This is a genomic window from Lentzea sp. NPDC055074, from assembly GCF_053608005.1.
In genome coordinates, this window is the sequence record NZ_JBSGUQ010000010.1 from 95,126 (window position 1) to 108,292 (window position 13,167).

Here is a 13,167-nt window from a genome sequence, read left to right on the forward strand (position 1 = left end):
GAGAGCGTGATTACTGCTGTGCGGACCAGGGCGGAGGCGTTCCGCGCCGACACCCTGGCCCGGTTCCGCGGGCTGACCGTCGTGCGGCTCGTCGGCGACCTGATCGTGATGGTCGCCGCGGTCCTGCTGGACGTGTGGCCGGGGCCGTGGGCCGAGACGAAGGCGTCGGGCTGGGCGCTCGTGGCGATCGCCGCGCTCTACGTGGTGCTGCTCCCGTTGCGGCACCTGCTGCCGGCGACGGTGATGATCGGCAGCGCGGCGATCCCGTTCGTCGGGCCCGCGATGATGGTCCTGGTGAGCTACACGGCCGGCCGCCGGGTCGAGTCGTGGGTCAAGGCGGTGGCGTCGACCGGGGTCACTTTCGTCATCGTGGTGCTGGTGTGGGACTGGGACCAGCGCCCGCTCGAGATCGAGCCCGTCTACGGGATGCTGATCCTGGTCACGATCTTCGGTGTGGGCGTGGCACTGCCGTTCCTCGTCGGGCGGTACCTGGCGCAACGCGAGGCGCTGATCCAGGCGATGCAGGACCGCGAGGCGCGCATGCGCGGTGAGCACAAGATGCTGTCGAGGCAGGTCCGGTTGCGCGAACGCAGCCGCATCGCCCAGGACATGCACGACAGCCTCGGCCACCGGCTGTCGCTGATCTCCGTGCACGCCGGCGCGCTGGCGCTGGACCCGTCGCTGGGGGACAAGCAGCGCGAGGCGATCGGGGTGCTGCGCTCGGCCGCGTTGACCGGCATGGGGGAGCTGCGGTCGATCATCGGCGTGCTGCGGGCGGAGGACGGTCCCGACGACGACCCGGCGACACGGACCGCGGAGTCCATCGACTCGTTGGTGAGCGACGCGCGCAAGGCCGGTGTTCTGGTCAGTCTGGTTCGCGGCGGGCAAGCCCACCCGTTGCCGTCCCGTGTCTCTCACGCGGCCTATCGCGTCGCGCAAGAGGGCCTCACCAACGCCGCGAAGCACGCACCGGGCGCCGCCGTGCAGGTGACGGTGAAGTACGAACCGGACGCCCTCGTCGTTGAGGTGCGCAACAACCCGTCACGCAACGGTTCTTCCGACGGTGCACCGGGCGTGGGTCTCATCGGCCTCACCGAACGCGTGCGCGTGGCGGGCGGCATCCTGCACGTGGGCGGCCTGCCGTCCGGCGGCTTCCGCATCGCCGCTGTGCTGCCGTACGAGGAAACACCGCTCCCCGACGAACCAGAGGACGAGCAGGACGAGACCGAGTCCCCGCGCGGCATCCGCAAGTGGGCGGGCGTCGGCTCCATCGCGGGCGCGTCCCTGGTCATGACGGTCATCATCGGCGGCTTCACCTACCTGGGCGCGCAGCCGGTGACCGAGGTCGTCTCCCAGGAGAACCTCGACCGGATCCAGGAGGGCCAGTCCGAGGCCGACGTGCTCCGGCTGCTCCCGGCGGGCGACGAACCGCTGGTGGCCGACGGCGAACGCACGTCCCAGGCCAGCCCCGAACCGCCGGGCGCACGGTGCGTCTACCACATCACCGACGAGCAGTCGTACCTCGCGAAGGGCACCCGAGTGGTGCGTTTCTGCTTCCGAGACGGCAAGCTGGTCGAGAAGAAGATCCACGTGCAGAGGACAGGTCAATGATCCGGGTGCTCATCGCCGACGACGAGCCGCTGATGCGTGCGGGCATCAAGGCCATCCTCGGCACCGCCGACGACATCGAGCTCGTGGCGGAGGCAGGCGACGGCCGCGAGGCGGTGCAGATCGTCCGCGAGCGCAGGGTGGACGTGGCCGTGCTCGACATCCGCATGCCGCGCATGGACGGCCTGGCGTGCGCCAAGGAACTGCGGGTGGTGGCACCCTCCGTGCGGGTCGTGATGCTCACGACGTTCGGCGAGGACGACAACATCGTGCGCGCGCTGTCCGACGGTGCGGCTGGGTTCCTGTTGAAGGACTCCGCACCCGAGGAGCTGCTGCGGGCCGTGCGTGCTGTGCACAACGGTGAGGCGTATCTGTCGCCGATGGTCACGTCGCGCGTGGTCGGGATGGTGGCGACCTCCGGGCAGCCGAAGCGGCAGGAGGCGCAGAAGGCCGTCGAGGGCCTGACCGATCGCGAGGTCGAGGTGCTCGCGCTGCTCGGGCAGGGGATGTCGAACGCCGACGTGGGCGCGAAGCTGCACATGTCCGAGGCGACGGTGAAGACGTACGTGTCGCGGTTGCTGGCGAAGCTGGGGCTGACGAACCGGGTGCAGGCGGCGTTGCTGGCGCGGGACGCGGGGATCGCGAACTGACCGGACCTGCTCCGATAAGCCACGATCAGCTTCCCGGCGAACGAGCCGGAGTCTGCGGAGCAGCGACCGAAAACACGAGAGGCCGTCCGGGTGACACCCGGACGGCCTCCAACGTCTGTGCGCCTAAGCGTGGGTTCGACGGCCCGTCACCAGGCGATAGATGCCCAGCAGGACCAACGATCCGACGATGGCCAGCAGCCACGTCCGGATTTCGAAGAACGAGCCCAGATCGGTCCCGAAGATGGCAGATCCGATGAATCCGCCCAGGATCGCGCCAACGATGCCGATCAGCATCGTGATGATGATTCCGCCCGGGTCTTTGCCCGGCATGATCGCCTTGGCGATTGCTCCGGCCAACAGGCCGAGCACGATCCATCCGAGGATGCCCACCGAGAGTCTCCTTCCAACGACTTGACGAAGCTGGAATGCCCTCGATCTGGCGACTTCACACCTCCAAAACCACTCCGTTATCAAAGTAACGGGCTGTGCCGAGGCTCTCAGGCACTCTCCGGAACAATGAGGGGCGATGAGTACTCCACGCACTGTCCTGGTCCTGGGGTCGACCGGCTCGGTCGGCACCCAGGCGCTCGACGTCATCCGGCGCAACCGCGACCGCTTCCAGGTCGTCGGGCTCGGCGCCGGCGGTCGTCAGCTGGACCTGTTGAAACAGCAGGCAGCAGAGTTCGACGTGAAGACGGTCGCGGTCGCCAACGGCGCCGACGTGCCCGGTGTCAGGACGCTGACCAGCATGGTCGACCTGATCGAGGCGTGTCCGGCGGACGTCGTCCTCAACGGCATGGACGGGTCCAGGGGGCTGGAGCCGTCGCTCAAGGCGCTCGAGTCGGGGGCGACGCTCGCGCTCGCGAACAAGGAGTCGCTCATCGCGGGCGGGCCGCTCGTGCTGAAGGCGGCCAAGCCCGACCAGATCGTGCCGGTCGACTCCGAGCACTCGGCGCTCGCGCAGTGTCTGCGCGGGGGCACCGAGAACGAGGTCCACAAACTGGTTCTCACCGCGTCCGGTGGCCCTTTCCGGGGCAAAACGCGCAAAGAGCTCGAATCGGTCACCGTGCAGCAGGCGATGGCGCACCCGACGTGGTCCATGGGGCAGGTCGTCACCATCAACTCGGCGAACCTCGTCAACAAGGGCCTGGAGCTGATCGAGGCGCACCTGTTGTTCGGGGTCCCGTACGACCGCGTCGACGTCGTGGTGCACCCTCAGTCCATCATTCACTCGATGGTCACCTTCACGGACGGCTCGACGCTCGCGCAGGCGTCGCCCCCGGACATGCGGCTGCCCATCTCACTGGGGCTGGGCTGGCCCGAGCGCGTCGCGGGGGCGGCCGCCGCCTGTACCTTTGACACCGCCACCTCGTGGACGTTCGAACCGCTGGACAGCGTCACGTTCCCAGCGGTCGAGCTCGCGCGGCAGGCCGGCACCGCTGGCGGTTGCCTTCCTGCCATCTACAACGCCGCGAACGAGGAGGCACTCGCCTCCTTCGTCGCCGGCCACACGTCGTTCCTGTCGATCGTGGACACCATCGGCCAGGTTCTCGGCGAGTCGAACGAATGGCATCACGACCCCGCGGACGTCGCGGAGGTCCTGGCCGCCGAGGACTGGGCACGCGCACGTGCCCGCGAGCTGGTTGGAAGGAACTGAACTTTCCGTGAACACATTCATCAACATCCTCGGGGTGCTGTTGTTCGCGTTCGGCATCGCGGTCTCGATCGCGCTGCACGAGTTCGGGCACCTGCTGACGGCGAAGTTCTACGGCATGAAGGTCACCCGGTACTTCATCGGTTTCGGCCCGAAGCTCTTCTCGTTCCGCAAGGGCGAGACCGAGTACGGCCTGAAGGCGATCCCGGCCGGTGGCTTCTGCGAGATCACCGGCATGACGGCGCTGGAGGACGTGCACCCGGACGACCGCAAGCGCGCCTTCTACAACCAGAAGGTGTGGAAGCGCGTCGTCGTGCTGTCCGCCGGTTCGATCACGCACTTCATCCTCGGTTTCATCATCCTGCTGATCCTCGCGATGTCGCTCGGCCTGCCGAACAACAAGGACCTGCCGGTCCTCGCCGAGATCACGCCCTGCGTGCAGGACCACACCGTCGGCCTCACCGCGCCGTGCCAGCCCGGCGCCCCGGCCCCGGCCAAGGACGCGGGCCTGCAGCCCGGCGACGAGGTCACGTCGATCGCGGGCAAGCCGATCAAGACGTGGTCCGAGATGCTCGAGATCACCCGCGCGCTCAGCGGACCGACCGAGTTCAAGGTCCTGCGCGACGGCAAGGAGATCGCTCTCGACGTGAACGTGCCGCAGGTCACCCGCGAGGTGCTCGACGGCAAGGGCGGCCGCGAGGTCAAGGAGGTCGGCGCCATCGGCGTCACCTGGCAGCAGAACTTCGAGTACAGCCCGCTCGCGGCGGTCCCGGCCTCCATCGCGTTCACCGGCGACATGTTCGTGAACACCTGGAAGGGCCTCATGCGCTTCCCGGAGCGCATTCCGGCGGTGGTGAAGGCCATCGGTGGCGGAGAGCGCGACCTGGACACGCCCATCTCGGTGGTTGGTGCTTCACGGCTGGGTGGTGACGCGGCCGAGCGCGGTCTGTGGGCGTTCTTCATCCTTATGCTCGCGGGGCTGAACTTCTTCGTAGGTGTGTTCAACCTCCTGCCGTTGCTCCCGCTTGACGGTGGTCACATCGCCGTCAACCTCTACGAACGGGTGCGAGACTGGGTGAGGAAGCTGCGCGGGAAGCCCGCCGGAGCCCCGGTCAACTACATGCGTCTGCTGCCCCTCACCTACGTGGTCATCTTCATCGGCGGCGCCATCACGCTGCTGACCGTGACCGCCGACATCGTCAACCCGATCAGGTTGCAATAAGTGATCCACGGAAAGGTGCACAACCCATGAGTGACGGCGTGATGCTCGGAATGCCGGCACTGCCGCCGCCGGTGCTGTCGGAACGACGCAAGACCAGGCAGTTGATGGTCGGCAACGTCGGTGTCGGCAGCGAGTTCCCCGTCTCCGTCCAGTCGATGACGACGACTCTCACGTCGGACGTCAACGCGACGTTGCAGCAGATCGCGGAACTCACCGCGTCCGGCTGCGACATCGTCCGGGTCGCCTGCCCCTCGCAGGACGACGCGGACGCGCTGCCGGCGATCGCCAAGAAGTCCCAGATCCCCGTGATCGCCGACATCCACTTCCAGCCGAAGTACGTCTTCGCCGCCATCGAGGCTGGTTGTGCCGCAGTCCGGGTGAACCCCGGCAACATCCGCAAGTTCGACGACCAGGTGAAGGAGATCGCGGCCGCCGCCAAGGACCACGGCACCCCGATCCGGATCGGCGTCAACGCCGGTTCGCTCGACCCGCGCCTGCTCGCCAAGTACGGCAAGGCCACGCCCGAGGCGCTGGCCGAGTCGGCGATGTGGGAGGCGTCGCTCTTCGCGGAGCACGACTTCCACGACATCAAGATCTCCGTCAAGCACAACGACCCCGTCGTCATGGTGCGCGCGTACGAACTGCTGGCCGAGCAGTGCGACTACCCGCTGCACCTGGGCGTCACGGAGGCCGGCCCCGCCTTCCAGGGCACCATCAAGTCGGCCGTCGCGTTCGGCGCGCTGCTGCGCCAGGGCATCGGCGACACCATCCGGGTGTCGCTCTCCGCCCCGCCGGTCGAGGAGATCAAGGTCGGCCACCAGATCCTCCAGTCGCTCAACCTGCGCCCGCGCAAGCTGGAGATCGTCTCCTGCCCGTCGTGCGGCCGCGCCCAGGTCGACGTGTACACGCTCGCCGAGCAGGTCACGGCGGGTCTGGAGGGCATGGAGGTGCCGCTGCGCGTCGCCGTCATGGGCTGCGTCGTGAACGGCCCCGGTGAGGCCCGCGAGGCCGACCTGGGTGTCGCGTCCGGCAACGGCAAGGGCCAGATCTTCGTGAAGGGCAAGGTCATCAAGACCGTGCCCGAGCACGCGATCGTGGAGACGCTGATCGAGGAGGCCATGCGCCTCGCCGAGGAGATGGAACCGGTCGAGGGCGAGTCCCCGGCCGTCACCGTCGGCTAGGTCCACACGAACGACCGGAGGGCCCCTTCCCACTTCGCGGGAAGGGGCCCTCACCGTGTGTCCAGGCACAGAGCACTGTTGGCTGATGCGACACACACGGTCCATCTGGCACGCTAGGTGACGTGCTGAGGCTTGCCGGAGCGCGCGTTCTCGACGAGCGCGACCTGATCGACGTGCGCGGGGTCTTCGACAACGACCCCGTGGCCGCGTGCATGGTCGCCGCACGCGTCGAGGTCGCCGGCCTGGACCCGTGGCGCCTGGGCGGCGAGATGTGGGGCTCCGACTCCAAGCCGATCCGGGGCAAGGTCGAGGGCCTCTGCTTCTCCGGTCCGAACCTCATCCCGCTCAAGGGCAGCGCGGCGGCCATGCGCATGTTCGCCGACCGCGCCCGCCGCCGCGGCCGGATGTGCTCCAGCCTCGTCGGCCCCGCCGAGCAGGTCCTGACGCTGTGGGACGAGCTCCAGCCCGACTGGGGGCCCGCCCGCGAGGTGCGCGGCGACCAGCCGCTGATGGCCCTCTCGACGGCGCCGAAGATCACTCCGGACCCGACGGTCCGCCAGGTCCGCCCGAGCGAGCTCGGCCGCTACCTCCCCGCCGCCATCTCGATGTTCATCGAGGAGGTCGGCATCGACCCGTGCGCCGAGGACGGTGGCGCGGGCTACCGGGCGCGGGTGTCGGAGCTGATCGCCGCGGGCAGGGCGTTCGCGAGGTTCGAGCACGGCGAGGTCGTCTTCAAGGCCGAGATCGGCGCGATGTCGAGCAAGGTCGGACAGATCCAGGGCGTCTGGGTGCGCCCGGACCGCCGTGGCGAGGGCATCGGCACGGCGGGCACGGCGGCGGTCGCCGACCGGCTGACCAGGGTGCTCAACCGCACGGCGAGCCTCTACGTCAACGGGTACAACCACGTGGCGCAGGCCGCCTACCGCCGAATCGGATTCGAACAAGTCGGGCAATACGCCACCGTGCTCTTCTGAACGGGCATACTCGCGCGGGTGCGCCTTCTCGCGACGATCACGGTGGTGCTGGTGACGGTGAGCGGCTGTGGGCTGTTCGAGTCGGAACCAGGTCCGCCGGAGATCACCAACGACTTCCTGGCCAAGCTCGCCTCCGGTGACGTGCAGGGTGCCGCCGGGATGACCGACAACCCGAACGACGCCAAGGAGACACTCGAGAAGTTCCGGGGAGCGCTCAAGCCGGAGGGCCTGAGCACCAAGGTCGACCAGATCCGCAAGAACGGTGAGCTGGCCTCCGAGGCGTCCGTCACGTTCGACTGGAAACTCGGCAAGAACCGCCACTGGACGTACCCGACCAAGTTCGACGTGCGCCAGGAAGGCGACACGTGGAAGGTCCACTGGGCGCCGTCGGTGGCGCACCCGAAGCTCACGCCGCAGCAGTCCGTCAAGCTCACCGAGCTCACCCCGGACCCAGCGCCGGTGCTGGACCGCGACGGCACGCCGTTGCTCGCCCCCGAACGCGTCGTGTCGGTCCTGCTCGTCGCGAAGGAGGCCGGTGACGTCGGAGCCGTCTCCAAGGCCCTCGCGGACGCGCTGGGCCCGCTCGACAAGGCCATCACCCAGCAGACGATCACCGACGGCGTGGGCAAGACCCCGGAGGGCCAGGCCTACCAGGTCGCGGCGCTGCGCGACGCGGACTACCAGTCCGTGAAGCCGAAGATCTACGAGCTGCCCGGCGTGCGGTTCAGCTCGCAGACGTCGTTGCTGGCGCCGAGCCGCAACTTCGGCACCCAGGTGCTGCCCGCCGTGCGCAAGCTCATGGAGAACGACATCGCCGGCAACGCGGGCTTCCGCGTCAGCACGGTCGACGCGCAGGGCACCGAGGTCGAGGAGCTGCACTCGAAGGCCCCCGAGCCCGCCAAGGCCGTGAACATCGCGTTGTCGCGGGCGATCCAGGCCGCCGCCGAGGACGCCGTCGAGCCGCTCACCCAGCCCACGATCCTGGTGGCCATCCAGCCGTCGACGGGCGACATCCTCGCCGTCGCGCAGAACGACCCGGCCGACGCCCAGGGCGCTCTGGCGCTGACCGGCCGCTTCCCGCCGGGGTCCACGATGAAGGCCGTCTCGGCGCTGGCCGCGATCCAGTCCGGCAAGGTCACCGCGGACACCCCGCTGCCGTGCCCCGGCAAGACCACCATCGACGGACGGCGGATCGTGCCGAACTCCAGCGAGTTCGACAAGGGCACGATCCCGCTGCGCTCGGCGTTCGCGTTCTCCTGCAACACGACGTTCGCGCAGCTCGCCGTCGACATGCCGCCGAACCTGCTGCCGGACGCCGCGCTGTCGCTGGGCCTCGGCGTCGACTTCGACATCGCGGGGCTCACCACCATCACCGGTTCTGTCCCGCCCGCGACCGACGTCGTGGAACGGGCCGAGGACGCGTTCGGTCAGGGCAAGGTGCTGGCCTCGCCGTTCGGCATGGCACTCGTCTCGGCGGCCATCGCGAAGGGCTCGATGCCGGTGCCGCAACTGGTGCGGGGCAAGGAGACCAAAGCGGACAAACAGCCGACCGCACCGCCCGCGGCCTCGCTCGAACCGGTGCGCGCGATGATGCGCGAGGTCGTCGAGTCCGGCACTGCACCGCAACTCAAGCCGTACGGAGACACGAGGGGCAAGACTGGCACCGCACAGTTCGGTGACGGCGTGCACTCACACGGGTGGTTCATGGGCTACCGCGGCGATCTCGCGTTCGCGACCTTGGTGCTCAGCGGAGAAACTTCGACTCCGGCCGTGGAGGTGGCGGCGAGGTTCCTCAAGGCGGTGCCGTGATGAGCAAGACCAGAGAACTGACCATGCGTGAACGCCTGATCCGGGCGGGCATCCTGTTGCCCGTCCCTCGGGTGCCGGAGCCTCGTGCGGAGGACCAGGTTCCTGGTGGTGCGCGCGCGGGCGGCTAATCTGGAGGGCATGGCTGTTCGTGCTGCGCTGCAACCCGGTGTGCAATCTCCGCGGCGTCAGGTGCCCTCGCGCATCGTGCGTCCCGAGTACGTTGGCAAGCCCGCGCCGACGCGCGGGACCGACCCGTGGGTGCAGACGCCGGAGATCATCGAGGCCATGCGGATCGCCGGCCGCCTCGCCGCCCAGGCGTTGCAGGAGGCAGGCAAGGTCGTCGTGCCCGGCGTGACGACGGACGAGATCGACGCGGTGGCGCACGAGTTCCTGTGCGACAACGGCGCGTACCCGTCGACGCTGGGCTACCGCGGCTTCCCGAAGTCGTGCTGCACCTCGCTCAACGAGGTCATCTGCCACGGCATCCCGGACAGCACCGTCGTCGAGGACGGCGACATCGTGAACATCGACGTGACGGCGTTCATCGGCGGCGTGCACGGCGACACGAACGCGACGTTCCTCGCGGGCACCGTCTCCGAGGAGGTCAAGCTCCTCGTCGAGCGCACGCACGAGGCCACGATGCGGTCCATCAAGGCCGTGAAGCCCGGCCGCGAGCTCAACGTCGTCGGCCGCGTCATCGAGGCGTACGCGAACCGGTTCGGCTACGGCGTCGTGCGCGACTTCACCGGCCACGGCATCGGCCGCACGTTCCACAGCGGGCTCGTCGTGCTGCACTACGACGAGCCGTCGGTGAAGACGGTGCTGGAGCCCGGCATGACGTTCACGATCGAGCCGATGATCACGCTCGGGGACTACGAGGGCGAGATGTGGGACGACGGCTGGACCGTCACCACGAAGGACAAGAGCTGGACCGCCCAGTTCGAGCACACGATCGTCGTGACCGAGACGGGCGCGGAGATCCTCACAGTCTGCTGAGGACTGACTTCAGCGCGGCCGCGACCGCCGAGGGCGACGTCGCGGCCGCCAGGTGGTGCGACTCGACGCGCTCGACCGGCCAGCCCAGCTCCTCGGCCTTCTGAGCGGCGTTCTCGTAGACCGGCGAGAGCAGCACGTACCCGCACGCCCCGGACCACTCGACGCTCGGGCGCTGTTCCTTCAGGAACTCCCACGGCACCTCTGGTGCCTCGTCGCGCATCTCCTCGCGCAGCCCCGCCGGCACGAGCCGCAGCGGGTCGGAGTCGAACCAGCGGTCCCAGCGCGGCAGCTTGCCGTCCCGCACCGACGCCTTGACCTGGCTCACGAGGGCGGGGTCGACGGTCTCGCGCCACGCCTTGCCCGGCGTCGGCAGGTCGGAGTCGAGGAACACCAGGCCGGCCACGTCGAGCTCGAGGGCGTCCGCGAAGGCCGGCAGCAGCGGGCCGGCGCCGCTGTGGCCGACCAGCACGAGCGGTCCGGTGACGCCGGCGTCCTCCAGGGCGTCGGCGAACGCGCCGATCAGCCGCTGGTGCACCGGGGCCTCGTTGATCGTCATCTGCAGGTCGGCCAGCAGGACGGTCACCCCGTCGGAGGCCAGTTCGTCGGCGAGCGGTCGCATGCTCGACGGGCCGAGGAACGGGCTGTGCATGAGCACGACGGAGACCATGGGGGTGATGATGGCAGCATTGGCGTCCATGCGGGGCGCGATGTTGATCTGTGGGACGACCTCGGACGCGGGCAAGAGCGTCCTGGTGGCCGGTCTGTGCCGCTTTCTGGCACGCCAGGGCGTCGACGTCGTGCCGTTCAAGGCGCAGAACATGTCCAACAACTCGTTCGTCACACTCGACGGTGGGGAGATCGGGCGTGCTCAGGCGTTCCAGGCGCGGGCCGCGTTCAAGGAACCGAGCGTCCGGTTCAACCCGGTGCTGCTCAAGCCCGGCAGCGATCGCACGTCCCAGGTGGTCGTGCTCGGCCAGGCGGTCGGGGAGGTCTCCGCGCTGAGCTACCGCGAACGCAAGCAGCAGCTGCTCGGCACCGTGCTGTCCACTTTGGACGGGCTGCGGCGCGACCACGAGGTCGTCGTCTGCGAGGGCGCGGGGTCGCCGGCCGAGATCAACCTGCGCGCCAACGACATCGCGAACATGGGTCTGGCGGTCCGGGCGAACCTGCCGGTGCTCGTCGTCGGCGACATCGACCGCGGTGGGGTGTTCGCGCACCTCTTCGGCACGGTCGCGGTGTTGGACGCGGCGGACCAGGCGTTGGTGTCGGGCTTCGTCGTCAACAAGTTCCGCGGTGACGAGCGTCTGCTCGAACCGGGGCTCAGGCAGCTCGAGACCCTGACCGGACGGCCGGTGCTCGGAGTGCTGCCGTGGCGCGAGGAACTCTGGCTCGACGCAGAGGACTCGTTGTCCTACAACGCGGACGGCGTCGTCGGTCGGTCGCAGCCGCCCGTGAAGGACTGGCTGCGGGTCGCCGTGATCCGGTTGCCGCGCATCTCGAACGCCACCGACGTCGAGGCGCTGGCCTGCGAGCCCGGCGTCTCCGTGCGGTTCGTGACGGAGCCGTCCCGGCTGGCCGACGCTGATCTGGTCGTGCTGCCCGGTTCCAAGGCCACCGTCTCCGACCTCGCCTGGTTGCGGGAAACCGGCCTGGCACAGGCGATCCAGCGCTTCGACGGTCCGGTGCTCGGCATCTGCGGCGGGTTCCAGATGCTGTCGAGGCACATCGAGGACGACGTGGAGTCGGGCAGCGGCGCGGTCGACGGCCTCGGCCTGCTCGACGTGGACATCCGCTTCGAGGCACGAAAGACGCTGGCCACGCCGTCGGACGTGGCGTGGGGAGAGCCCGTCACCGGCTACGAGATCCACCACGGCCAGGTCGTGCGCAACGCCGAACGGCCGTTGGTCGGCGAGGAGGGCGCCCAGACCGACCGCGTGCTCGGCACCCACTGGCACGGACTGCTGGAGAACGACGCGTTCCGCCGGAGGTTCCTGAGCTGGGCCGCCGAGTGCGCGGGCCGCGACTTCGAACCGGGCGAGGTGAGCTTCCAGGCCGCCCGCGAGGCCCAGCTGGACCTGCTGGGCGACCTGGTCGCCGACCACCTCGACGCGAAGGCGGTCATCGACCTGCTGGAACGAGGGGCTCCGGCAGGACTTCCGTTCGTACCGCCCGGCGCCCCAGCAGTTGCGGAATAGCGAGCCCCACCAGCACCAGCCCACCGGCGACGGCCTGCAGCGCGGTCAGGTCCTCGCCGAGGAACACCCACGCCGAGAGCATCCCGAACACGGGCACCAGCAAGGAGAACGGCGCCACGACCGATGACTCGTACTGGCGCAGCAGGAACCCCCAGATGCCGAACCCGAGCAGCGTCGAGATCCACGCGACGTACCCGATCGCGCCCACGCCGGACCAGTCGAGGCGGCCGAGCGCGCTCATGTCCTCCGTGAGCGCGGACAGTGCGAAGAGCGGAACCACCGCGACGGCGCTGACCCACACCATGAACCGCACCATGTCCACGGGCCGTGCGTACCGCATCAGCACGTTCGACACGCCCCAGCACGCCGCCGCCGCGACCAGCAGCGCGAACCCCAGCAGCGGCGAGCTCAGCCCGTAGTCCCACGCGATCACGCCGATGCCCACGACCGCCAGCGCGATGCCGGTGACCTGCACGGGCCTCGGCCGTTCGCGCAGCACGACGGCGGCGAACAGCGTCGTGAAGATCACCTGGCTCTGCAGCACCAGCGACCCCAGGCCCGCCGGCATGCCCGCCTCGAGTCCGATGAACAGGAAGCTGAACTTCGCGACGCCCAGCACCAGCCCGACCGCGATGACCCAGCGCCACGCCACCGACGGCCGTCCGATGAAGAACACCGCGGGCACCGCCGCCGCGAGGAACCGCAGCGCGGAGAACAGGATCGGGGGGAACTCGTCCAGACCGACCTTGAGCACGACGAAGTTGAAGCCCCAGATGGCGGCGACGAGAACGGCGAGCAGCACGTGACGGGGACTCATGCCGTCAAGCTTGCGCGCGCTAACTATTTAGCACCAGTTCCGCTTTCTAAGGTGATGAGTT

13 protein-coding genes are annotated in these 13,167 nt (G+C 69.0%); 10 read left to right on the forward strand and 3 right to left on the reverse strand.

Going from position 1 to position 13,167, the window contains the following annotated elements; translation table 11 throughout:
• The first annotated feature begins 6 nt into the window (after positions 1-6).
• Both ACWF7A_RS23290 and ACWF7A_RS23295 read left to right on the forward strand, forming a co-directional pair.
• Positions 7-1,611, forward strand: coding sequence for a sensor histidine kinase (locus ACWF7A_RS23290; protein WP_452252571.1), 1,605 nt, complete (start codon positions 7-9; stop codon positions 1,609-1,611).
• A complete protein-coding gene (locus tag ACWF7A_RS23295) occupies positions 1,608-2,258 on the forward strand; it encodes a response regulator transcription factor (RefSeq protein WP_355294959.1) in 651 nt (216 codons plus the stop codon). Before ACWF7A_RS23290 ends, ACWF7A_RS23295 begins: the two co-directional genes overlap by 4 nt.
• Positions 2,259-2,381: 123 nt before the next feature.
• Here the strand turns inward: ACWF7A_RS23295 and ACWF7A_RS23300 are convergent, their stop codons facing one another.
• Positions 2,382-2,648, reverse strand: a complete 267-nt coding sequence (locus tag ACWF7A_RS23300) for a GlsB/YeaQ/YmgE family stress response membrane protein (protein WP_325521849.1) — start codon at positions 2,646-2,648, stop codon at positions 2,382-2,384.
• A 136-nt stretch (positions 2,649-2,784) separates the two neighbouring features.
• Here ACWF7A_RS23300 and dxr point away from each other — a divergent pair, with 136 nt between their 5' ends.
• The 7 genes from dxr to map all read left to right on the forward strand — a co-directional run bounded on the left by dxr (position 2,785) and on the right by map (position 10,094).
• Positions 2,785-3,915, forward strand: coding sequence for a 1-deoxy-D-xylulose-5-phosphate reductoisomerase (gene dxr / locus ACWF7A_RS23305; protein ID WP_452252572.1), 1,131 nt, complete (start codon positions 2,785-2,787; stop codon positions 3,913-3,915).
• A gap of 7 nt (positions 3,916-3,922) precedes the next feature.
• Positions 3,923-5,134: a M50 family metallopeptidase gene (locus ACWF7A_RS23310; RefSeq protein WP_452252573.1), complete on the forward strand. Its 1,212-nt coding sequence runs from the start codon at positions 3,923-3,925 to the stop codon at positions 5,132-5,134.
• A 50-nt stretch (positions 5,135-5,184) separates the two neighbouring features.
• A complete protein-coding gene (gene ispG, locus ACWF7A_RS23315) occupies positions 5,185-6,315 on the forward strand; it encodes a flavodoxin-dependent (E)-4-hydroxy-3-methylbut-2-enyl-diphosphate synthase (RefSeq protein ID WP_355295022.1) in 1,131 nt (376 codons plus the stop codon).
• A 122-nt stretch (positions 6,316-6,437) separates the two neighbouring features.
• The gene (locus ACWF7A_RS23320) at positions 6,438-7,289 is read left to right on the forward strand and encodes a GNAT family N-acetyltransferase (RefSeq protein ID WP_452252574.1); all 852 of its coding nucleotides are present in this window, start codon (positions 6,438-6,440) and stop codon (positions 7,287-7,289) included.
• 18 nt (positions 7,290-7,307) lie between these two features.
• The gene (locus ACWF7A_RS23325; RefSeq protein ID WP_452252575.1) at positions 7,308-9,098 is read left to right on the forward strand and encodes a penicillin-binding transpeptidase domain-containing protein; all 1,791 of its coding nucleotides are present in this window, start codon (positions 7,308-7,310) and stop codon (positions 9,096-9,098) included.
• Complete coding sequence (locus tag ACWF7A_RS23330; RefSeq protein WP_452252576.1) at positions 9,098-9,226, forward strand: hypothetical protein; 129 nt, start codon at positions 9,098-9,100, stop codon at positions 9,224-9,226. Before ACWF7A_RS23325 ends, ACWF7A_RS23330 begins: the two co-directional genes overlap by 1 nt.
• A gap of 10 nt (positions 9,227-9,236) precedes the next feature.
• Complete coding sequence (map, locus tag ACWF7A_RS23335) at positions 9,237-10,094, forward strand: type I methionyl aminopeptidase (protein ID WP_452252577.1); 858 nt, start codon at positions 9,237-9,239, stop codon at positions 10,092-10,094.
• On the opposite strand, the gene ACWF7A_RS23340 is transcribed toward map, so the two are convergent.
• Complete coding sequence (locus tag ACWF7A_RS23340; protein ID WP_452252578.1) at positions 10,081-10,761, reverse strand: hypothetical protein; 681 nt, start codon at positions 10,759-10,761, stop codon at positions 10,081-10,083. The genes map and ACWF7A_RS23340 overlap by 14 nt on opposite strands.
• A gap of 28 nt (positions 10,762-10,789) precedes the next feature.
• Here ACWF7A_RS23340 and ACWF7A_RS23345 point away from each other — a divergent pair, with 28 nt between their 5' ends.
• Entirely contained in the window at positions 10,790-12,289 is a 1,500-nt protein-coding gene (locus tag ACWF7A_RS23345) for a cobyric acid synthase (protein ID WP_452252740.1), read from the forward strand.
• Here the strand turns inward: ACWF7A_RS23345 and ACWF7A_RS23350 are convergent.
• A complete protein-coding gene (locus ACWF7A_RS23350; RefSeq protein ID WP_452252579.1) occupies positions 12,213-13,106 on the reverse strand; it encodes an EamA family transporter in 894 nt (297 codons plus the stop codon). The genes ACWF7A_RS23345 and ACWF7A_RS23350 overlap by 77 nt on opposite strands.
• Between the last annotated feature and the right edge of the window lie 61 nt (positions 13,107-13,167).